At 61.4% G+C, this 19,829-nt stretch carries 20 protein-coding genes; 7 read left to right on the top strand and 13 right to left on the bottom strand.

Annotated features, from left to right (window positions below; translation table 11 throughout):
• Nucleotides 1-64: 64 nt before the first annotated feature.
• From F0319_RS08325 to F0319_RS08310, 4 genes are all read right to left on the bottom strand, one after another.
• Nucleotides 65-1,087 carry a HoxN/HupN/NixA family nickel/cobalt transporter gene (locus tag F0319_RS08325; protein ID WP_149366666.1) on the bottom strand — a complete coding sequence of 341 codons (1,023 nt, stop codon included), beginning with the start codon at nucleotides 1,085-1,087 and terminating at the stop codon, nucleotides 65-67.
• Nucleotides 1,065-3,305, bottom strand: a complete 2,241-nt coding sequence (gene hypF, locus F0319_RS08320; protein ID WP_149366665.1) for a carbamoyltransferase HypF — start codon at nucleotides 3,303-3,305, stop codon at nucleotides 1,065-1,067. The genes F0319_RS08325 and hypF overlap by 23 nt, the downstream gene beginning before the upstream one ends.
• Nucleotides 3,306-3,310: 5 nt before the next feature.
• Nucleotides 3,311-3,856, bottom strand: coding sequence for an electron transport protein HydN (gene hydN, locus F0319_RS08315; RefSeq protein ID WP_023308960.1), 546 nt, complete (start codon nucleotides 3,854-3,856; stop codon nucleotides 3,311-3,313).
• Between the two features lie 134 nt (nucleotides 3,857-3,990).
• A complete protein-coding gene (locus tag F0319_RS08310) occupies nucleotides 3,991-5,004 on the bottom strand; it encodes a LacI family DNA-binding transcriptional regulator (RefSeq protein ID WP_149366664.1) in 1,014 nt (337 codons plus the stop codon).
• A 214-nt stretch (nucleotides 5,005-5,218) separates the two neighbouring features.
• Between F0319_RS08310 and ascF the strand changes: the two genes are divergently transcribed.
• On the top strand, nucleotides 5,219-6,670 hold the full coding sequence (gene ascF / locus F0319_RS08305) for a PTS cellobiose/arbutin/salicin transporter subunit IIBC (protein ID WP_149366663.1): 1,452 nt from the start codon (nucleotides 5,219-5,221) through the stop codon (nucleotides 6,668-6,670).
• An 18-nt stretch (nucleotides 6,671-6,688) separates the two neighbouring features.
• Nucleotides 6,689-8,113 carry a 6-phospho-beta-glucosidase gene (locus F0319_RS08300; RefSeq protein ID WP_149366662.1) on the top strand — a complete coding sequence of 475 codons (1,425 nt, stop codon included), beginning with the start codon at nucleotides 6,689-6,691 and terminating at the stop codon, nucleotides 8,111-8,113.
• A 67-nt stretch (nucleotides 8,114-8,180) separates the two neighbouring features.
• On the opposite strand, the gene hycI is transcribed toward F0319_RS08300, so the two are convergent.
• The 9 genes from hycI to hycA all read right to left on the bottom strand — a co-directional run bounded on the left by hycI (nucleotide 8,181) and on the right by hycA (nucleotide 15,959).
• The gene (hycI, locus tag F0319_RS08295; protein WP_149366661.1) at nucleotides 8,181-8,636 is read right to left on the bottom strand and encodes a hydrogenase maturation peptidase HycI; all 456 of its coding nucleotides are present in this window, start codon (nucleotides 8,634-8,636) and stop codon (nucleotides 8,181-8,183) included.
• The gene (locus F0319_RS08290) at nucleotides 8,629-9,039 is read right to left on the bottom strand and encodes a formate hydrogenlyase maturation HycH family protein (RefSeq protein ID WP_149366660.1); all 411 of its coding nucleotides are present in this window, start codon (nucleotides 9,037-9,039) and stop codon (nucleotides 8,629-8,631) included. Before F0319_RS08290 ends, hycI begins: the two co-directional genes overlap by 8 nt.
• Nucleotides 9,036-9,803 carry a formate hydrogenlyase subunit HycG gene (gene hycG, locus F0319_RS08285; protein ID WP_048029233.1) on the bottom strand — a complete coding sequence of 256 codons (768 nt, stop codon included), beginning with the start codon at nucleotides 9,801-9,803 and terminating at the stop codon, nucleotides 9,036-9,038. Before hycG ends, F0319_RS08290 begins: the two co-directional genes overlap by 4 nt.
• Complete coding sequence (locus F0319_RS08280; protein WP_115876150.1) at nucleotides 9,803-10,345, bottom strand: formate hydrogenlyase complex iron-sulfur subunit; 543 nt, start codon at nucleotides 10,343-10,345, stop codon at nucleotides 9,803-9,805. Before F0319_RS08280 ends, hycG begins: the two co-directional genes overlap by 1 nt.
• Nucleotides 10,346-10,354: 9 nt before the next feature.
• Complete coding sequence (gene hycE, locus F0319_RS08275; protein ID WP_149366659.1) at nucleotides 10,355-12,064, bottom strand: formate hydrogenlyase subunit HycE; 1,710 nt, start codon at nucleotides 12,062-12,064, stop codon at nucleotides 10,355-10,357.
• A 15-nt stretch (nucleotides 12,065-12,079) separates the two neighbouring features.
• Nucleotides 12,080-13,003 (bottom strand): respiratory chain complex I subunit 1 family protein, encoded by a 924-nt coding sequence (locus F0319_RS08270; protein ID WP_149366658.1) that lies wholly within the window; start codon nucleotides 13,001-13,003, stop codon nucleotides 12,080-12,082.
• 1 nt (nucleotide 13,004) lies between these two features.
• The gene (gene hycC, locus F0319_RS08265; protein ID WP_149366657.1) at nucleotides 13,005-14,819 is read right to left on the bottom strand and encodes a formate hydrogenlyase subunit 3; all 1,815 of its coding nucleotides are present in this window, start codon (nucleotides 14,817-14,819) and stop codon (nucleotides 13,005-13,007) included.
• Complete coding sequence (locus F0319_RS08260; RefSeq protein ID WP_149366656.1) at nucleotides 14,816-15,424, bottom strand: 4Fe-4S dicluster domain-containing protein; 609 nt, start codon at nucleotides 15,422-15,424, stop codon at nucleotides 14,816-14,818. The genes hycC and F0319_RS08260 overlap by 4 nt, the downstream gene beginning before the upstream one ends.
• Before the next feature lie 70 nt (nucleotides 15,425-15,494).
• The gene (gene hycA / locus F0319_RS08255) at nucleotides 15,495-15,959 is read right to left on the bottom strand and encodes a formate hydrogenlyase regulator HycA (protein ID WP_032653166.1); all 465 of its coding nucleotides are present in this window, start codon (nucleotides 15,957-15,959) and stop codon (nucleotides 15,495-15,497) included.
• A 210-nt stretch (nucleotides 15,960-16,169) separates the two neighbouring features.
• Between hycA and hypA the strand changes: the two genes are divergently transcribed.
• Genes hypA through hypE form a run of 5 tightly spaced genes read left to right on the top strand, consistent with a single transcriptional unit; the run spans nucleotide 16,170 to nucleotide 19,781 of the window.
• Complete coding sequence (hypA, locus tag F0319_RS08250; RefSeq protein WP_047173498.1) at nucleotides 16,170-16,520, top strand: hydrogenase maturation nickel metallochaperone HypA; 351 nt, start codon at nucleotides 16,170-16,172, stop codon at nucleotides 16,518-16,520.
• A 3-nt stretch (nucleotides 16,521-16,523) separates the two neighbouring features.
• The gene (gene hypB, locus F0319_RS08245) at nucleotides 16,524-17,387 is read left to right on the top strand and encodes a hydrogenase nickel incorporation protein HypB (protein WP_149366655.1); all 864 of its coding nucleotides are present in this window, start codon (nucleotides 16,524-16,526) and stop codon (nucleotides 17,385-17,387) included.
• Complete coding sequence (locus F0319_RS08240; RefSeq protein ID WP_111965475.1) at nucleotides 17,378-17,650, top strand: HypC/HybG/HupF family hydrogenase formation chaperone; 273 nt, start codon at nucleotides 17,378-17,380, stop codon at nucleotides 17,648-17,650. The genes hypB and F0319_RS08240 overlap by 10 nt, the downstream gene beginning before the upstream one ends.
• Before the next feature lie 2 nt (nucleotides 17,651-17,652).
• Nucleotides 17,653-18,774 carry a hydrogenase formation protein HypD gene (hypD, locus tag F0319_RS08235; RefSeq protein WP_149366654.1) on the top strand — a complete coding sequence of 374 codons (1,122 nt, stop codon included), beginning with the start codon at nucleotides 17,653-17,655 and terminating at the stop codon, nucleotides 18,772-18,774.
• Nucleotides 18,771-19,781, top strand: a complete 1,011-nt coding sequence (gene hypE / locus F0319_RS08230) for a hydrogenase expression/formation protein HypE (RefSeq protein WP_149366653.1) — start codon at nucleotides 18,771-18,773, stop codon at nucleotides 19,779-19,781. The genes hypD and hypE overlap by 4 nt, the downstream gene beginning before the upstream one ends.
• Nucleotides 19,782-19,829 lie beyond the last annotated feature (48 nt).

The following is a 19,829-nucleotide window of genomic DNA, read 5'->3' as shown; positions in this document are numbered from 1 at the left end:
TCGGTATGCCGCTATGCGCCAGCCATTGAGGAAGTCGCGGAGGTTACGCTGTGCAGGAGCCGGATCAGGAACGCACCACCAGCGCGTCGTAGCCGCGCCAGCGGTAGTTGACCATGGAGATCAGCCAGCAGGAAACGAACAGCCCGACCACCACAAATCCGGCGTTGCCCAGGTTGTCGTTTACCGTGCCAATCAGATCCCACACGCCGCCGCTGAGGGCAAATTTGTCCATCAGCAGACCCAGCGCTTCCAGCCCGCCGATAAACAGCGCCACCACCACGGAGGTGCTGGTGATAGTCATGTTGTAGTAGAGCTTGCGCTGCGGCTTGTTAAAGGCCCAGCCGTAGGCGCCGACCATCAGCAGATTATCGAGGGTATCCACCAGCGCCATGCCGCTGGCGAAGAGTGCAGGAAAGATCATGATTGACCACACCGACATCCCGCTGGAGGCGCTGGCGGCAGAGATCCCCAGCACGCCAATCTCGGTGGCCGTGTCAAAGCCGAGACCGAACAGGAAACCCACCAGATACATCTGCCAGCTTTTATTGACGAGGCGGAAGGTTTTGCCAAACAGCCAGTTCATGACGCCGCCCTGGGCAGGCAGCGTGATGTCGCCCTGCACCGGCTGGCCTTTTTTCAGCGCCTGAAAACTGCGCCAGACTCCGCGCAGGATCACCATGTTCACCAGCGCCATCGCCAGCAGGAAGGAGGCGGAAACGGCGGTGCCAATCAGGCTGCCGGTTTCGTGGAACCATTCCATGTTTTTCTGAAACGCCGTCGCGGTCGCGGCGATAGCAATGGAGGCCAGCACCACGATGGTGGAGTGCCCCAGCGAGAACCACGCCCCCACGCCGGACGGACGTTTGCCCTGCTGCATCATCTTACGCGTCACGGTATCAATGGCGGCAATGTGGTCGGCGTCCACCGCGTGACGCAGCCCGTAGCACCACGCCAGCAGGCTAGCGGCCATCAGCGCCGTGCTGCCGCTAAAGGTCTGCCATGCCCATCCCCAGGCCAGCAGGTTTGCCATTACCAGAGCCAGCAGCAGAAGCGCGGCGCGAGGTTCATTGCGTAACAGTCGTAACATTTTTAGTCCTTTGTAAACATGACCGGGCAGCGGCGACCACCGCCTGCCCGAAGGAGATCGCTCCGTCACCTGCGGGCAGGCGCGAAGGAAAAAGAAGCGTAAAGTCATAAAGATAATGACGTAGGCGCGCGCGCAGCAGACGGTTGTGCAGCACGCCGCCGCTGAGACAGATTGTCGACAGCGACAGGCGTCGGGCATGGAGCGCGGCGAGTTCCGCCAGCCCTTTTGCCAGCGCGTCGTGAAACGCCCACGCGCGCTCGCAGGGATCCGCCTGCCAGGCCAGCCACTGCTGCCAAAATTGCGCGAGGTTATCCACTTCCAGCGTCACCGGATGGTCAACAACCGTGCACTGCGATGCCAGGGCTTCCAGCCGGCAGGCCGCTTCCCCTTCGTAACGCTGCGTGTCGATGCCGAGCGCACAGGCAACCGCGTCAAACAGGCGACCACAGGAAGAAGCCCGCGGTGCGTTGATGCCACGCCGGATCGCCGTCGCCAGCAGCGGCCAGTTCTGGCGCTGTACCGCACGCGTTTCAGGGTACTGCTGCCAGTCAGGCACAAACGCCAGACAGTGGGCGAGTAAATTGCGCCACGGCTGCCGCGCCGCCAGATCGCCCCCCGGAAGCGCAACGGCAGGCAGCCCGCCCAGACGCTCGCACGCGAGATAGTTCACCCGCAGGCACTCCCCGCCCCACAGAGCGCCGTTCTCGCCCATGCCGATCCCGTCCAGCGTCAGGGCAATTGCGTCTTCGCCGTCGAGTGGCCAGCCGTTCTCCGCCAGGCACGCAGCCGCGTGGGCGTGATGATGCAGGACAGTTTCAACGGGCAGCCCCTGTACCTGCGCCCACTGACGCGCGCGGTACCCCGGATGGGCATCGCATACAATGCGTTCCGGCTGAAAGCCGTAAATTTCCTGCATCGTCGAGAGCGCGCTGCGCCACTGCGCTTCGACACCCTCGTCACCGAGATCGCCAAAATGCTGGCTCAACACCGCCTGGTTCCCACGCGCCAGGCAGAAGGTGTTTTTCATCTCCGCACCGGTGCATAACATGGCGGGAATATTCTCGAAACCCGCAGGCAACGTGATGGCATCGGGCACAAAACCGCGCGCCCGGCGCAGCATCGCCCCGTCTCGATCCATCACCGAGTCGTCCATCCGCTGCAGGATATCGCGGTTATGCAGCAGGAAGCCGTCCGCGATGCCGCTGAGCTCATCCAGCGCCTGCCGGCTGGTGATGGCTGGCGGTCTGCCGCTGAGGTTACCTGAAGTCATCACCAGCGGGCGCTGGCAGTCCATCATCAAAAGATGCTGCAGCGGGTTCGCAGGAAGCATGATGCCCACGGTGTCCAGACCGGGCGCGACACCTTCCGGGAACGCGGGCAGCCAGGCTTTTGGCGTGAGCACAATGGGTGCGGCGGGTGAGCGTAGCAGCGCCTGAACCGTCTCCGGCAGGTCATCCGCATGCGGGATCATCACCGCCAGCGGCTTCGACGGGCGCTGTTTGCGTGACCGAAGCGTCGCGACCGCCTGCGGGTTACGCGCGTCGCAGACGAGGTGAAAGCCGCCCAGCCCTTTGACGGCAACAATACCGCTGCTTTTCAGCATCGCCACCGCCGCACGCAGCGCAGCTTCACGGTCAGCAGTTATGTCGCCCGCACGCCACATAAGCGCGGGCCCGCAGTCCGGGCAGGCTACCGGCTGAGCGTGAAAACGGCGGTCGGCAGGATTGCGGTACTCTGCTTCACACGGCACACAGAGCGGGAATGGCGCCATTGCCGTGGCCGGGCGGTCGTAGGGCATGGCGCGAATAATGGTGAACCGCGGCCCGCAGTGCGTGCAGTTGATGAACGGATAGCGATAGCGGCGCTCGCCGGGGTCGCGCATTTCAGCCAGACATGCCGGACAGGTCGCGGCATCCGGCACTATCTGGGTGTCCATCGCCCCGCCCGCGCTGTGGCGGATGGAAAAGTCCTCCGGCACGTGCGCCCAGGTAAACGGCTGCATTTCCACGTGGTCAATGCGTGCCAGCGGCGGGCAGTCCTGTTGCAGCCTCGCGGTAAAGGCCCCCCCATTACCCGCGAGGCGCACCAGCACGCCCTCTCCGTCATTGCAGACGTCACCGGTCAACTGAAGCGCCTGCGCCAGCTGCCAGACGAAGGGACGAAACCCTACGCCCTGCACTTTGCCGCGCACGCGCAGCTGAACGCCGTTGCTGCTCATACGGTTCAGAACAGCAGTGATGACGAGGTGTCGAACGCCGCGCGACGGCGCTTTTCGGCGCTCATCTGCTCAAGCTTGTCGCGATCCACGCAGACCAGCGCGTGCGTCGGGCAGGCTTCCATGCAGGCCGGACCGGCGTCGCGGTGGTAGCACAGGTCGCACTTGTTGGCTTCGGCTTTCTCGGCCCGCACGCTCAGCCCCATACCGCTGTTGCGCACCACCGGACGGACCACCACCTCCATCGCGCCATACGGACAGGCCACCACGCAGGTTTTGCAACCAATGCAGCGCTCCTGCATCACGTGCACAAAGCCTTTCTCGCGTTTAATCGCCCCGTTCGGGCAGACGTTCGCGCACGGTGCGTCTTCGCACTGGCGACAGATGGCGGCGGTGGAAATATTCACGCCTTTGATGACGTGGATGCGCGGAAGGAAGGTATCAGGGGTAAGCGACGCGCAGTCCTGCTCCGCCTGATGGGAAACCACGCACGCCACTTCACAGGTACGGCAACCAATACACTTACTGGCATCGGCCATAATAAAACGGTTCATCTGCTTCTCCAGCATTACAGTTATGCGCGGAGATATTCATAAACCGTGCCAATAATTAACGCATTGATTTTATAGCACTTTAAAAATCGCAGCGGCGCTGTCATCGTCACTTATGACGATGACAGCTGTCGACATCAGCGGTGTGGGCCATCAATTACGGAGTCACGCAGGACAAGCTCGCCGGAGAAGGTTTGTTGATACTTAAACTCGCCGCCGTCGAGCATGAAGATCAGGCGGCTGATGGTTTCTTTAATCATCTCCGTCACCGGAATACGCACGCTGGAAAGCGACGGCACGATGTAGGGCGCGATGGCCACGTCGTCGAAACCGATCACCGACACCGCGTCCGGTGCGGCCACGCCGCTGTCGTGCAGCAGCTTCATGGCGCCGATCGCCATGTCGTCATTACTCGCCACCAGCGCCGTAAAGCGTTCACCGCGAGCAAGCAGTTCGGCAACCGCCGCCGCGCCGCTGGCGGGGTTCCACTTCCCCTGCGCAATCAGACCCTCGCGCAGCGGAATACCGTGCTGCGCCAGCGCGTCCTTATAGCCGGAGAGACGCTCAACCCCGGTGGGAGAATCCAGCGAGCCGGTGATAAACGCGATCTCCCGGTGCCCTTTCGCAATCAGCTGCGACACCGCGTCCTGGCTGGAGGCTTTATGATCTGACCAGACGCTGTGGCTGCTGTTTTTCCGCAGGCGACGGTTGAGCACCATTATGGGCTGCTCGCACTTCTCGACGATTTCATCCATTTCATCCACGCTCAGAAAACGCGGATAGATGATCACCGCGTCGCAGCGCATATCGAGCAGGTACTGGATCGCCTCGCGCTCTTCATCCGCGCTATGCTTGCCGTCCGCGAGGATCAGCTGCCGCCCCTTTTCTTCCGTCATGCGCGCGGCGTGAAACAGCAGTTCGCTAAAGTAGACGCCGTGATAAAGGGTGTTCGTCACCACCAGGCCCAGCGTCTGGGTACGTTTGGTCGCCAGGTTTCGCGCCAGCAAATTCGGGCGATAGCCGCTCTCTTCAATGGCCTGAAACACCCGATCTTTGGTTTCCTGGCTAACGTAGCCATTTCCCGACAGCACCCGGGATACCGTGGCTTTCGAAACGCCTGCCCGCTTCGCCACTTCCAGCATCGTGGTCATGTTGTTATTCCGTCTGAATCTGATGGAGCGCAGTGTACTGCACTGCAAAAAAATTGTCGCAGCGATGAAATCACGCTTTCGATACTCCATTGCGATCTGCATCACGAAACGAAAAAATGGTCAAAAAGCGATCTTGTTTCATTCATAGAAACTCATGATGATTATGTGGAACCGGTTTCCTACATTTCTCACAACAATAACAGGATCACATCCGATGGCCAAAAATTACGCTGCGCTGGCGAACGACGTCATCAGCGCGTTGGGCGGCAAAGAGAACATCATCGCCGTCACCCACTGCATGACGCGACTGCGTTTCGTTCTGAAAGATGAAACCCTCACCGATGCCGCACGCCTGAAAAGCATCAGCGGCGTCCTTGGCGTAGTGCGCAACGACAACCAGTGCCAGGTGATTATTGGCAACACGGTGTCACAGGCGTACCGCGAAGTGGTAAGCCTGCTGCCCACGGAACTGCAGCCCGCAGTGCCGGAAGGACCGCAGAAACTGACGCTGCGCCGCATTGGCGCCGGGATCCTCGACGCGCTGATCGGCACCATGTCCCCGCTGATCCCGGCGATCATCGGCGGCTCGATGGTCAAGCTGCTGGCGATGATCCTTGAGATGACCGGCGTGCTGCCAAAAGGCGCGCCGACGCTGACTATTCTGACCGTCATCGGCGACGGCGCGTTCTTCTTCCTGCCGCTGATGGTGGCAGCCTCGGCGGCGGTGAAATTCAAAACCAACATGTCGCTGGCCATCGCCATTGCGGGCGTGCTGGTGCACCCGAGCTTTATCGAGCTGATGGCAAAAGCCGCGCAGGGCGAGCACGTTGAGTTCGCCTTTATCCCGGTGACGGCGGTGAAATACACCTACACCGTCATCCCGGCGCTGGTCATGACCTGGTGCCTGTCATACATCGAACGCTGGGTGGATCGTATTACCCCGGCGGTGACGAAAAACTTCCTCAAGCCGATGCTGATCGTGCTGATTGCTGCCCCGCTCGCCATCGTGCTGATTGGCCCGCTGGGGATCTGGATCGGTAGCGCCATCTCCGCGCTGGTCTACACCATTCACGGCTACCTGGGCTGGCTCTCCGTCGCCATTATGGGCGCGCTCTGGCCGCTGCTGGTGATGACCGGGATGCATCGCGTGTTTACGCCGACCATCATTCAGACCATTGCCGAGACGGGCAAAGAAGGGATGGTGATGCCGTCGGAAATTGGCGCCAACCTGTCGCTCGGCGGCTCTTCGCTGGCGGTGGCGTGGAAAACCAAAAACCCGGAGCTGCGCCAGACGGCGCTGGCGGCGGCAGCCTCCGCCATTATGGCGGGGATTTCTGAACCGGCACTGTACGGCGTGGCGGTGCGTCTGAAACGTCCGCTGATTGCGAGCCTGATCAGCGGCTTTATCTGCGGCGCGGTGGCCGGTATCGCGGGTCTTGCCAGCCACTCGATGGCGGCTCCGGGGCTGTTTACCAGCGTGCAGTTCTTCGATCCGGCCAACCCGATGACCATCGTCTGGGTGTTTGGCGTGATGGGTCTGGCAGTGGTGCTGTCGTTTGTTCTGACCCTGCTTTTAGGGTTTGAGGATATCCCTGTCGAAGACGACGCCGAAAAAGCGCGCGCCCTGCAGACCGCACCGGTACAGAACAACGCAGCAAAAGCATAAATTGAAAGCGAGGTAAGAATGTCTGTTTTTCCACAAGGATTTTTATGGGGCGGCGCGCTTGCCGCCAACCAGAGCGAAGGTGCGTACCGTGAAGGCGGCAAAGGGCTGACGACGGTCGATATGATCCCCCACGGCGCGAACCGCCTGGCGGTGAAGCTTGGTAAGGAAAAGCGTTTCTCGCTGCGTGACGACGAATTCTACCCGAGCCACGAGGCGATTGATTTTTACCATCGCTATAAAGAGGACATCGCCCTGATGGCGGAGATGGGCTTTACGGTGTTCCGCACCTCGATCGCCTGGAGCCGCCTCTATCCGAACGGCGACGAACCGCTGCCGAATAAAGAGGGTATTGCCTTTTACCGCGCGGTGTTCGAGGAGTGCAAAAAATACAACATCGAGCCGCTGGTGACGCTCTGCCACTTCGACGTGCCGATGCACCTGGTGACGGAGTACGGCTCCTGGCGCAACCGCAAGATGGTGGATTTCTTCGCCCGCTACGCCCGCACCTGCTTTGAGGAATTTAACGGGCTGGTGAAATACTGGCTGACCTTCAACGAAATCAACATCATGCTGCACAGCCCGTTCTCCGGGGCGGGACTGGTGTTTGAGGAAGGCGAAAACGAAGACCAGGTGAAATACCAGGCCGCGCACCACGAGCTGGTGGCGAGCGCGCTGGCGACCAAAATTGCCCACGAGGTGAACCCGGAAAACCAGGTCGGCTGCATGCTGGCGGGCGGGAATTTCTATCCGTACTCCTGCAAGCCGGAAGACGTGTGGATGGCGCTGGAGAAAGACCGCGAGAATCTGTTCTTTATCGACGTGCAGGCGCGCGGCAGCTATCCGGCTTACTCCGCCCGCGTGTTCCGCGAGAAAGGCGTGGTGATTGTAAAAGATCCCGGCGACGACGAACTGCTGAAAAATACCGTCGACTTTGTCTCGTTCAGCTATTACGCCTCGCGCTGCGCCTCGGCGGATATGAATGCGAACAACACCAGTGCGGCGAACATCGTCAAATCCCTGCGCAACCCGCACATTCAGGTGAGCGAATGGGGCTGGGGCATCGACCCGCTCGGCCTGCGCATCACCATGAACATGATGTACGACCGCTACCAGAAGCCGCTGTTCCTGGTAGAAAACGGCCTCGGGGCGAAAGATGTCGTTGATGAAAACGGCGAGATTAACGACGACTACCGCATCAGCTATCTGCGCGAGCACATCCGCGCGATGGGCGACGCGATTGAGGACGGCGTGCCGCTGATGGGCTACACCACCTGGGGCTGCATTGACCTGGTCTCGGCCTCAACAGGCGAGATGAGCAAGCGCTACGGGTTTGTGTACGTCGACCGCGACGACGCCGGGAACGGCACGCTGGAGCGGAAACGTAAGAAATCGTTCGGATGGTATAAGAAGGTGATTGCGAGTAACGGGGCGGATCTCGAGTAGCCTGTTTTGCCGGGTGGCGGCTTCGCCTTACCCGGCCTACAAAACCGTAGGCCCGGTAAGCCGCTGCTCAGAGCTGAGAAAACCCTCCGTCTCCAGCCCACCCGGCTAGTCGTGAATACACCTCCTCCACCGCCGCCTTCACTGGCGGCGTCATCGGGTAATAAAACCCGACAATGTCCGGCTGGATCCCTAAAAACAGCACCTCGCCCACGTCACCTTTGATCTGATCCACAAGGTAGTTCAGCGGCATATTGTGGGTGGTCATCATAAACATCTCGGCGATGTCGTCCGGGTCAATCAGGCGGATCTCGCCGGGGTTGAGCCCCATATCGGTGGCATCGACGATTAACAGCCTGTCCGGACGCAGTTCGCGAATGGCGACCACGTCGTTTTCCGGCGCGCTGCCGCCGTCAATGACCACCCAACTGCCCTGCGGGTTGGCGGCGCACATCTCCGCCAGCAGCGGACCCGCGCCGTCGTCGCCCATCATGCTGTTGCCGACACACAGTAAAACGTCAGTCACGTAATCTCCTCACCATCAGGTAGATGGCGCTCTCCTGATGAATATCATGCAGCATGCCGAGCAGCGTTTTGCTCCACGCCTGCTGCTCGGGGGTTTGCCTGCCGAGCGCCGCGTCAAAGGCGTTGGCGAGCATGGCAATGTGGTTCACATCGATCACGATCTCGCCGTACTTCGGCACGCCTTCCATCTTGCGCCGCGCCGTGCTGCCCTCCTCCAGCGTGGCGATCCACGCCAGATATTCCGGCCACGGGCAGCTCAGCGCGGCCTCCAGGCAGTCAATCATCCCGAGGTGATGCCCAATCGCCAGGCTGTAATAGACCACCTGCTGCGCCGCGTCGGGCGTGGCATCGTTCTCATCAATAAACTTACGGCTCAGCTGGCTGAACACCACCGTTTCACTCATCGGATACGCGCCTCATCGACGATGCTGTTCAGGTTCGCCACGATCTCATTGAGGCGCGGATCGTTTTCCGCCTCCAGCCAGCGCGCCACCTGATGCTCGCCCTGGCTCAGCAAGCGCAGATAATCATCGGCAATCTGACGCCCGTAGCGATAGCCCGCCAGCCTGCGCGCCGTGCGGTCGACCTTCACCCGCAGCGGTTGCACCATGTCCGGGTGCAGAATGGCGGCAGGCTGGTTGTCCAGCTCGCCCGGCTCGCGGGCGTGGATTTTCTGCTCCAGCAGGCCGAGCGCCATCGCGAAGCCGTACAGCGTGGCGGCGGGCGTCGGCGGACAGCCCGGAATGTAGACGTCCACCGGCACGATTTTGTCGGTACCGCCCCAGACGCAGTAAAGGTCGTGGAAGATGCCGCCGCTGTTTCCGCAGGCGCCGTACGAGATGCAGATTTTCGGGTCCGGCGCGGACTGCCAGGCGCGCAGCGCGGGCGAGCGCATGGCGCGGGTGACGGCCCCGGTAAACAGCAGGATGTCCGCATGACGCGGGGACGGCACTACCTTGATGCCGAAGCGCTCGGCGTCAAACAGCGGCGACAGCGTAGCGAAGATCTCAATCTCGCAGCCGTTGCAGCCGCCGCAGTCCACGCGGTAGACGTAGGCCGAGCGTTTGATTTTTTTCAGCAGCGACGCCTTCATGCTGGCGATGGATTCGTCCACCGTCATCGGCACCGGAATGCCGTTAGCGTCGCGCGGGCCCAGTAGGTTTTCCATCAGCTGGCCTCTCTCATGTGGCGGGTGATATCAATGCGGTCGGACGGCAGCAGGCACTTCTGACGCTTGCACGCCGGGCAGGTTTCAAAGCTTTCGCGGTGATGCTCCGCGCGGGCGTCGCCGTTGTGCTGCAGCAGCGCGATGGCGTAGTCGATCTCTTTCTGCACGGCGAACGGACGTCTGCAGACGCGGCAGCTGCACAGGTCAAAGCGCGACTGCTGCAGAAAATCCTCTTTCTTCCACACCGCCAGCTCGTACTCCTGCGACAGGCGAATGGCGACCGTCGGGCAGACCTCCTCGCAGCGGCCGCAGAAGATGCAGCGCCCGAGGTTAAACTGCCAGGCCAGCTCGCCGGTTTTGAGATCCGTTTCCACCGTTAAGGCGTTCGACGGACAGGCGTTGACGCAGGCCGCGCAGCCGATGCACTGCTGCGGGTTGTGCTCCGGCTTGCCGCGAAAGTTTTTATCCACCGGCATCGGCTCCAGCGGATAGCTGCTGGTTTGCGTGCCGGTTTTGATCGCTTTTTTGATAAAGGTAAACATGACTAATCCTTATTTCAGCGGCGAGTTCTTACGCTCGATGCTGTAGCGCTCAAGCTCTTTGTACGGCACCACCTGGCTTTTCTTCTTGCGCACGTCGACGACTGTCATGCGGTCGGTGCAGGAGTAGCACGGGTCGAGGCTGCCGATGATCAGCGGCGCATCGGAAACCGTGTTGCCGCGCAGCATGTAACGCAGGGTTGGCCAGTTGGCGTAGGTCGCCGCACGGCAGCGCCAGCGGTAAAGCTTCTGGTTGTCGCCGGTCATGCTCCAGTGAATGTCGTCCCCGCGCGGCGCTTCGGCAAAGCCGAGGGCAAAGCGGTTCGGAATGTAGGTGAAGCCCTCCACCATCAGCGGGCCGCCAGGCAGGTTATCAAGGCCGTAGTCGATCATGTTCAGCGCCGTGAACACCTCGTTGATGCGCACCTTGAGGCGAGAGATGACGTCGCAGCCCTGCTCGCTGTGCACGGTCATCGGCAGCAGGCCGTAGCCAACGAACGGGTGATCGGCACGGGTGTCGCGGGCGTGGCCGCTGGCGCGCACCATCGGGCCGACGTTGCTGAAGTCGCGGGCAATTTCCGGGTCAAGACGGCCGATGCCGACGGTGCGCTGCTCGATGTTTGGCGTGCTGAGCAGCATATCCACCAGCTCCTGCACGTCGCGGCGCATCTGCTGCGCCAGCTGGCGGGTCTGGATCATGTCGTTTTTCAGCAGGTCGCGACGGATCCCGCCGATCAGGTTCAGACCGTACGTTTTGCGCGCCCCGGTGAGGATCTCCGCCATCTTCATCGACGCTTCGCGCACGCGGAAGAACTGCATAAACCCGGAATCAAACCCGACGAAGTGACAGGCCAGGCCGAGGTTCAGCAGGTGCGAGTGCAGGCGCTCCACCTCAAGCAGAATGGCGCGGATCATCTGCGCGCGTTCCGGCACCACGATCCCCATGCCGTTCTCCACCGAGGTAGTGTAGGCGGTGCTGTGGGCGAAGCCGCAGATGCCGCACACGCGGTCAGAGAGGAAGGTCACTTCGTTGTAGCCCATGCGGGTTTCCGCCAGCTTTTCCATCCCGCGGTGGACGTAGAACAGACGGTAGTCGGCGTCGATAATGTTTTCGCCATCGACGAACAGGCGGAAGTGGCCCGGCTCGTCGGAGGTGACGTGCAGCGGGCCGATCGGCACCACGTTGTTCTTCTTGCTGCCTAGCTCGTTGATGAACTCGTAGGTTTCGCTGTCGGTAGTTGGGGCCGGACGCTGGCGGTAGTCCATGCTGTCTTTGCGCAGCGGATAGAGCTCGTCCGGCCAGTCGTCAGGCAGCACCAGGCGGCGCTCGTCCGGCAGGCCGACCGGCACCAGACCGTACATGTCGCGCACTTCACGCTCGCCCCAGACGGCAGCGGGCACGCGGGGCGTGACGGACGGGTATTCTGGCTTAGCCGGGTCGACTTCGACGCGCACGGTGAGCCAGCACTTTTCGCCCTGCTCCATAGACATCACGTAGTACACCGCGTAGTTGCCGCACAGCTGGCGCTCGTCGTTACCGAACAGCACCGACAGCCAGCCGCCCTGCTGGTAGTAGAGAAACTCCACCACTTCCGGCAGATAGTTCACCTTAATGGTGACGGTTATCTGGTCTTTGGTTTGCCAGGACTCCTCCAGCACCACGCCGGGGAAAGCCTGATGCAATGCGGCGAGATACTGCTGACCTTTCTTTTCTTCAGACATAAATACTCTCTTTAATCACGCCACCAGCAAGGAGACGAACGCTAAAAATGCAAAACCAAACCCGGCCCAGGTGATGCGGGACGTTTCCAAAAAACGCAGACGCGCCATGCTGTTTTCGAACAGGGCAATTACCAGCACGCCGACCAGCAGCTTGAGGGCGGCAAACACGACGGCCAGCAGCAGACCGCCCGCGGAGAAGTGCGTCATCTGCCCCCACGGGAAGAAGACGCCGACAAACATCTGCAGCACCACCAGCTGTTTGAGGCTAATGCCCCACTTCAGCACCGCAAAGCCGTAGCCGCTGTACTCGGTGAGCGGCCCTTCCTGCAGTTCCTGCTCGGCTTCCGCCAGATCGAACGGCAGTTTGCCCATCTCGATAAAGGTGGCGAACGCGCAGGCGCACAGCGCCAGCACCAGCGGAATGGAGCGGGCAACCGGCCAGTGGGAGACGGCGTGGGTGATAAAGCTGATGTGGGTGGAGCCCGCAACCTGCGCGGCAACCCACAGCCCCAGCAGCAGGATCGGCTCAACCAGCACGCCGAGCATCGCCTCGCGGCTGGCACCGATGCCGGTAAACGGGCTCCCGGTGTCCAGGCCCGCGATGGCAAAGAAGAAGCGGGCGATAGCGAAGAGGTAGATAAGCGTGATCAGATCGCCGAGCGCCGGCAGCGGCGACGCCACCGTCACCACCGGCAGCGCGGTGGCGATGGTCAGCATCACGCCCACCATCACAAACGGCGTCAGACGGAAGACCCAGCCTGCGGCATCCGGCGCCACGCTCTGGCGAGAAAACAGCTTGAAGAGATCGCGATACTCCTGGAGCACACCAGGGCCGCGACGGTTGTGCATCCGGGCGCGCGCCACGCGCGTGATGCCCGACAGCAGCGGCGCCACGGCGAACAACACCAGCGCCTGAAGAATTGCCAGTAACAGACTCATGTCAGGCTCCTTGTGAAATCACAATGACCACCAGCACCGCCAGTTCGATCAGCGCCAGACGGCGGAACAGCGCGGGTGCGGCAGCGCTCTGCCAGCCGGGTACCCAGCCGACCGGGTTCAGCCAGTGGCGCAGCTTCAGCACGGCGGCAAAGTTTTCTTTTACCGGCATGGCGAAACCGTGGGCGGTAATGACCATCGACTGTTCGTGTTCGTAGCCGCAGGCCCACGCCGCACCGCGCGAGCGGGAGGCGAGCCGGTCGCGTTTGAAGAACATCATCAGGATGAGCGGTAGCAGCGGTGCGCCAATCAGCAGCAGCGCAATCATTGGCTGAGAGACGGTGGTATTCGCCACGGTCAGCGGCAGCGGAATGGCGTTGCCCAGCAGCGGTAGCAGCCACGGCGCAGCGACGCCGCCCGCAATGCAGCACAGCGCCAGCGCGACCACGCTCACGCCCATCAACAACGGTGCGCAGCAGGCGTTTTCCGCTTCGCGGGTGCGCGGCGCACCGAGGAAGGTCACGCCGTAGACTTTCGCCATGCACATCACCGCCAGCGCCCCGGTAATCGCCAGCCCGACCGCCAGCAGCGGCCCCAGCAGACGAGCGATAAACGCATCGCTCTGACCGAGGGCGAAGAAGGACTGATAGATCACCCACTCCCCGGCAAAGCCGTTCAGCGGCGGCAGCGCGGCCATCGCCATCAGCCCGACCAGCATCGCCAGTGAAATCACCGGCATCTTTTTGCCAATCCCACCGAGCTTTTCGATATCCCGATGGCCGGTGCGGAACCAGACGCTTCCCGCGCCGAGGAACAGCGTGCTTTTAAACAGGCTGTGGTTGACGAGGTGATAAAGACCGCCGATAAAACCGGCCGCAATCAGCGCCGGCTGGTTGAGCGCCAGCCCGGTCACGCCCGCGCCAATGCCGAGCAGGATGATGCCGATATTCTCCAGCGTGTGGTACGCCAGAAGACGCTGGATATTGTGCTCCATCAGGGCGTACAGGCCACCGACGAACGCCGTAATCATGCCGGCGACCAGCAGCACAACGCCCCACCACAGCGGCGGCTGGCCGCCGGTCAGCGTAATCGCCAGAATCCCGAACAGACCGACCTTCATCACCACCACAGAAAACAGCGCGGCGGCGGGCGCGGAGGCATCCGCATGCGCCTGCGGCACCCAGCCGTGCAGCGGAATGATGCCGGCGAGCAGGCCAAAGCCGATCACGCCCAGCAGCCAGACGTCATTGCCCAGCGGATGCCCGTTGAGCACAGCGAAATCCAGCGTGCCGAAGCGCTGCCACACCAGCCAGCAGGCCAGCGCCAGCAGCAGCGTTCCGAGGCGTCCCAGCGCAAACCACAGCTTGCCGGAGGCGCTACAGCCCGTCAGGAACACGCCGCACAGCGCCATGATCTCCGCCATCACCACCAGCGCGCCGAGGTTGCTGGCGGTCACGGTGCAGACCGCCGTCGCCATCAGCAGGTTAACCAGCAGGCCGTTGGCTTTAGCGTGCGGGTGGCGGTGCCAGTCGATATTGAACAGGCTGATAAACACCCCGCACAGGCCAAACGTCACCAGCCAGATGGCGTTCAGCGGCGTGATCTCAACGGTGTGGCGAATCAGCGGCATCACGGTCTCTGCCGACTGGCCGCCGAGCAGAACAACGCCGCCTGCCGCCAGCGTCATCAGGCTAGCGACCGCCCCGCCGAGCCCGGCGATCGCGCCGCTCAGGGTTTTATGGAATGAGAAGATCGGCGCCAGAACGGCGGCGGCCGCAAAACAGGCTACCGCGCTGGTAATCATCATCACCGCGTTCATTTCACCCCCTCGTTAAGCGCCTGTAGCAGAGAAAGGTCGCCAAAATCACTGTTGATGGTCAGCTCGCGTTTGCGCTTGCTGGTACGGGCGATGTCGCGAATGTTAACCAGAATCAACGCTTTAGTCGGGCAGGTGCGCACGCAGGCCGGGCCCTGATCATCGAAGCTGCAAAGGTCGCATTTCACCGCAACGGCACGGATGCCGGGCACCCAGTCCAAAAGCGAGCTTACGCGCGCAGGCGCCGGCGGCGCGGGCGGGGCTTTTGGCGAGTTGGCATTCGCCGGGATATGCAGCGGTCGGCTGCCGGAAAACTCAATCGCGCCGAACGGGCAGGCAATGCCGCACAGCTTGCAGCTTACGCACAGGCTTTCGTTCAGCTGGACAGCGCCATCCACGCGGGTGATGGCATTTACAGGACAGACACCCGCGCACGGGGCATCCTCACAGTGATGGCAGAGCTGCGGGGCAGACTCTTTTTCATTGCGCATGACGTGCAGGCGCGGCATGGACTGCAGCCCATGCAGGCGATGCGTTTCCGAACACGCCGCCTCACAGGTTCGACAGCCAATGCAGACCGTCGAGTCAGCAATTACAAAACGGTTCACCGGGTTATCCTCTGGTGATAGTCATTTTTGTCGAAAAGCTGTCTTATCGACACTTCTCGACACGCATGGGTCAGGCCACGTTCGCTGAGGCATTTCCGTCCATCAGCTGCTTCAGGTTGACAGGAAGATCGTGCTCAACGGCGGCGTACAGGCCGTTATAAACCGGCGCGATTTTTTCCAGATAGTGTTCCAGCACCTGCTGGCGATCGCGGTTGCTGACGTGGCCGTCCACCATGCCATCCGCCATCAGCTGCGCCTTCGCAATACACTGTTTTTCGCCGTCTTTTGTCTCGAGGTAGTACTCAATGGTGTGGCTGTTGAAGTTGTCCGCCAGGGTAACGTTGATGGTGAAATGGCCGAACAGGACGAAGCGCATGTCGCCCTGCGCCGCGCAGCTCATCGCGTGGTGAAGACGCGCTTTCGACAAGGTAATGCCCTGAACCAGAGAGTTGCAGTAAAGGTGCCACTGGTCCTGTAACTGTTGATGACGCTGCGCGATGTAATCCGCTTTTTCGCTGATTTCCCAAATAGTCATAGAAGGTATCCGGTTAATGGAGATAGCGGCTGTTAAGCAGATTCCATGCCAGTTTTTATCTTTATGATTTTCAATACGTTTATCTTACGAATCGCTGTCAACATCGCGGTGTCGACGTGTCATTTCGACAGCGTTGACATCGTCACGCCCTGACAAAAATCGAGCTGGCACCGTTATTGCATTACCGGGGCAATTCATTGAGGAGGCGTCATGCACGAAATCACCCTCTGCCAGCGGGCTCTTGAACTTATCGAACAGCAGGCAGTGCAAAACCACGCGAAACGCGTCACCGGCGTCTGGCTGAAGGTCGGAGCATTTTCCTGCGTCGAGACCAGCGCCCTGACCTTCTGTTTTGAGCTGGTCTGCCGCGGCACGCTGGCGGAAGGCTGCGAACTGCATATTGAAGAACAGCAGGCGGAGTGCTGGTGCGAGCAGTGCCAGCAGTACGTCACCCTGGTGTCATCAAAGGTACAGCGCTGCCCGCAGTGTCAGAGCACCGGTCTGCGCATCGTGGCGGATGACGGCATGCAGATCCAACGCCTCGAAATCGAGAAGGAGTAAAGTATGTGTAGTACCTGCGGTTGCGCCGAAGGCAACCTGTATATAGAAGGGGATGAACACCGCCCCCACTCCGCGTTTCGCTCCGCGCCCTTTTCCCCCGCACCGCGCCCTGCGGCAGCCCTGACCGGCATTACCTTTGCGCCGCAACGCTCCGATGCGGGCGACCTGCATTACGGCCACGGCGAAGCGGGCACTCACGCGCCGGGCATGAGCCAGCGCCAGATGCTGGAGGTGGAAATCAACGTGCTGGACAAGAATAACCAGATCGCCACCCGCAACCGCGCCCGCTTTGCCACCCGCAAACAGCTGGCGCTGAACCTTGTCTCCAGCCCCGGCTCCGGCAAAACCACGCTACTGACCGAAACGCTCAAGCGCCTGAACGGGCTTGTCTCCTGCGCGGTGATCGAAGGCGACCAGCAAACCGTTAACGATGCGGCGCGCATTCGCGAAACCGGCACCCCGGCGATTCAGGTCAACACCGGTAAAGGCTGCCACCTCGATGCGCAGATGATTGCCGACGCTGCCCCGCGCCTGCCGCTGGCGGATAACGGCATCCTGTTTATTGAAAACGTCGGCAACCTGGTCTGCCCGGCGAGCTTCGATCTTGGCGAACGACACAAGGTTGCGGTGCTTTCGGTGACCGAAGGCGAAGATAAACCGCTGAAGTACCCGCACATGTTTGCCGCCGCGTCCATCATGCTGCTGAACAAAGTCGACCTGCTGCCGTACCTGAATTTCGACGTGGATAAGTGCGTGGCGTATGCCCGCGACGTGAATCCGGATATTGAGATCCTGCTGGTCTCCGCCACGCGCGGCGACGGCATGGACGGCTGGTTACGCTGGCTGGAGAGCGAACGATGTGCATAGGCGTACCGGGACAAATTCACGCCATCGACGGTAATCAGGCCAAAGTCGAGGTCTGCGGCATCCTGCGCGATGTCGACCTGACGCTGGTGGGCACCACCGATGAGAGCGGCGCATCGCGTCTCGGCCAGTGGGTGCTGGTCCACGTGGGGTTTGCCATGAGCGTGATTAACGAAGCGGAAGCCCGCGACACGCTCGACGCCCTGCAAAATATGTTCGACGTGGAGCCTGACGTGGGCGCGCTGCTGTACGGCGAGGAGCGATAATCATGCGTTACGTTGATGAATACCGCGCGCCGGAGCAGGTGCTGCAGCTTATCGGCCACCTGAAAACGCGCGCAGCGCGGCTGGACTACACGAAAGAAAGGCCGCTGCGGATCATGGAGGTGTGCGGCGGGCACACGCACGCCATCTTCAAATTTGGCCTCGACCAGCTGTTGCCGGAAAACATTGAGTTTATCCACGGCCCCGGCTGCCCGGTCTGCGTGCTGCCGATGGGGCGCATCGACAGCTGTATTGAAATTGCCAGCCAGCCCGACGTCATTTTCTGCACCTTTGGCGACGCGATGCGCGTGCCGGGGAAAAATGGTTCGCTGCTGCAGGCGAAAGCGCGCGGCGCAGACATCCGGATCGTCTATTCGCCGATGGATGCCCTGACGCTGGCAGCGCGTAACCCCACCCGTGAGGTGGTATTTTTTGGTCTGGGGTTTGAAACCACCATGCCCGCCACCGCCATCACGCTGCAGCAGGCGAAAGCGCGCGGCGTCGAGAATTTTTTCTTCTTCTGCCAGCACATTACGCTCATCCCCACCCTGCGCAGCCTGCTGGAAGAGCCGGGAAACGGCATTGACGCCTTTCTGGCACCGGGGCATGTCAGCATGGTGATTGGCACAGACGCCTACGGTTTTATCGCTGAACAGTACAATCGTCCGTTAGTGGTCGCTGGTTTCGAACCACTTGATCTACTGCAAGGTGTCATCATGCTGGTTGAGCAGAAAATAGCGGCCCTGAGCGCGGTCGAAAACCAGTACCGCCGCGTGGTGCCGGATGCGGGAAATGAACGGGCGCAGCAGGCGATAGCCGACGTATTTAGCGTTGAGGGCGACAGCGAGTGGCGTGGTCTGGGGCTGATTGCCGAATCCGGCGTGCGCCTGACGCCAGCCTATCGCGCGTTCGACGCCGAAGCGCATTTCCGCCCGCAGCCGCAGCAGGTTTGCGACGATCCCCGTGCCCGCTGCGGCGAGGTGCTCACCGGCAAATGCAAACCGCATCAGTGCCCGTTATTTGGCAATACCTGTAACCCGCAAACGGCCTTTGGCGCGCTGATGGTCTCCTCCGAAGGGGCGTGTGCCGCGTGGTATCAGTATCGCAACCAGGAGAGCGAAGCATGAATACGGTTGAAATGGCGCACGGCAGCGGCGGACAGGCGATGCAGCAGCTGATTAACCGGCTGTTTATGGAGGCCTTTAACAACCCCTGGCTCGCCGAACAGGAAGACCAGGCGCGCATTGACCTCGCCACCCTCACCGCCCAGGGCGATAGACTGGCCTTCTCCACCGACAGCTACGTCATTGACCCGCTGTTCTTCCCGGGCGGCGATATCGGCAAGCTCGCCGTCTGCGGCACGGCGAACGACGTCGCCGTCAGCGGCGCCGTTCCGCGCTACCTCTCCTGCGGGTTTATCCTTGAAGAGGGATTACCGATGGAGACGCTCGCGGCCGTGGTCAACAGCATGGCGCAGACCGCGCGCGAGGCGGGAATAGCTATCGTCACCGGCGACACCAAAGTGGTGCAGCGCGGCGCGGCCGACAAGCTGTTTATCAATACCGCCGGCATGGGCGCGATCCCCGCCGATATTCACTGGGGCGCGCAGCGCCTCAGCGTGGGCGACGTGCTGATCGTGAGCGGAACGCTGGGCTGCCACGGGGCGACCATCCTGAACCTGCGCGAAGGCCTGGGGCTGGACGGCGAACTGCGCAGCGACTGCGCGGTACTCACCCCGCTGATTCAGACGTTGCGCGGTATTCCCGGCGTGAAGGCCCTGCGTGACGCCACGCGAGGCGGCGTGAATGCCGTGGTTCACGAGTTTGCGGCAAGCTGCGGGTACGGGATTGAACTTACCGAGCGCAGCCTGCCCGTTAAGCCCGCCGTTCGCGGGCTTTGCGAACTGCTGGGTCTGGACCCGCTCAACTTTGCAAACGAAGGCAAGCTGGTGATTGGCGTTGAACGAGCCGCGGCAAAAGCCGTTCTTGAACAGCTGCAGGCTCATCCGTCAGGAAAAGAGGCGGCGATGATTGGTGAAGTGGTTGAGCGCAAAGGGGTGCGCCTGACCGGACTTTATGGCGTGAAGCGCACGCTGGATCTGCCGCACGCTGAACCCTTACCCCGTATTTGCTAGGCCGCGCCACAAGCGGCCAGCATGGATTTTTTTTTGCTCGTTTCTACT

The organism is Enterobacter vonholyi, from assembly GCF_008364555.1.
Taxonomy (GTDB): domain Bacteria; phylum Pseudomonadota; class Gammaproteobacteria; order Enterobacterales; family Enterobacteriaceae; genus Enterobacter; species Enterobacter vonholyi.
Note: the sequence above shows the minus strand (reverse complement) of the source record. Positions and strands in the feature narration are given on the sequence as shown.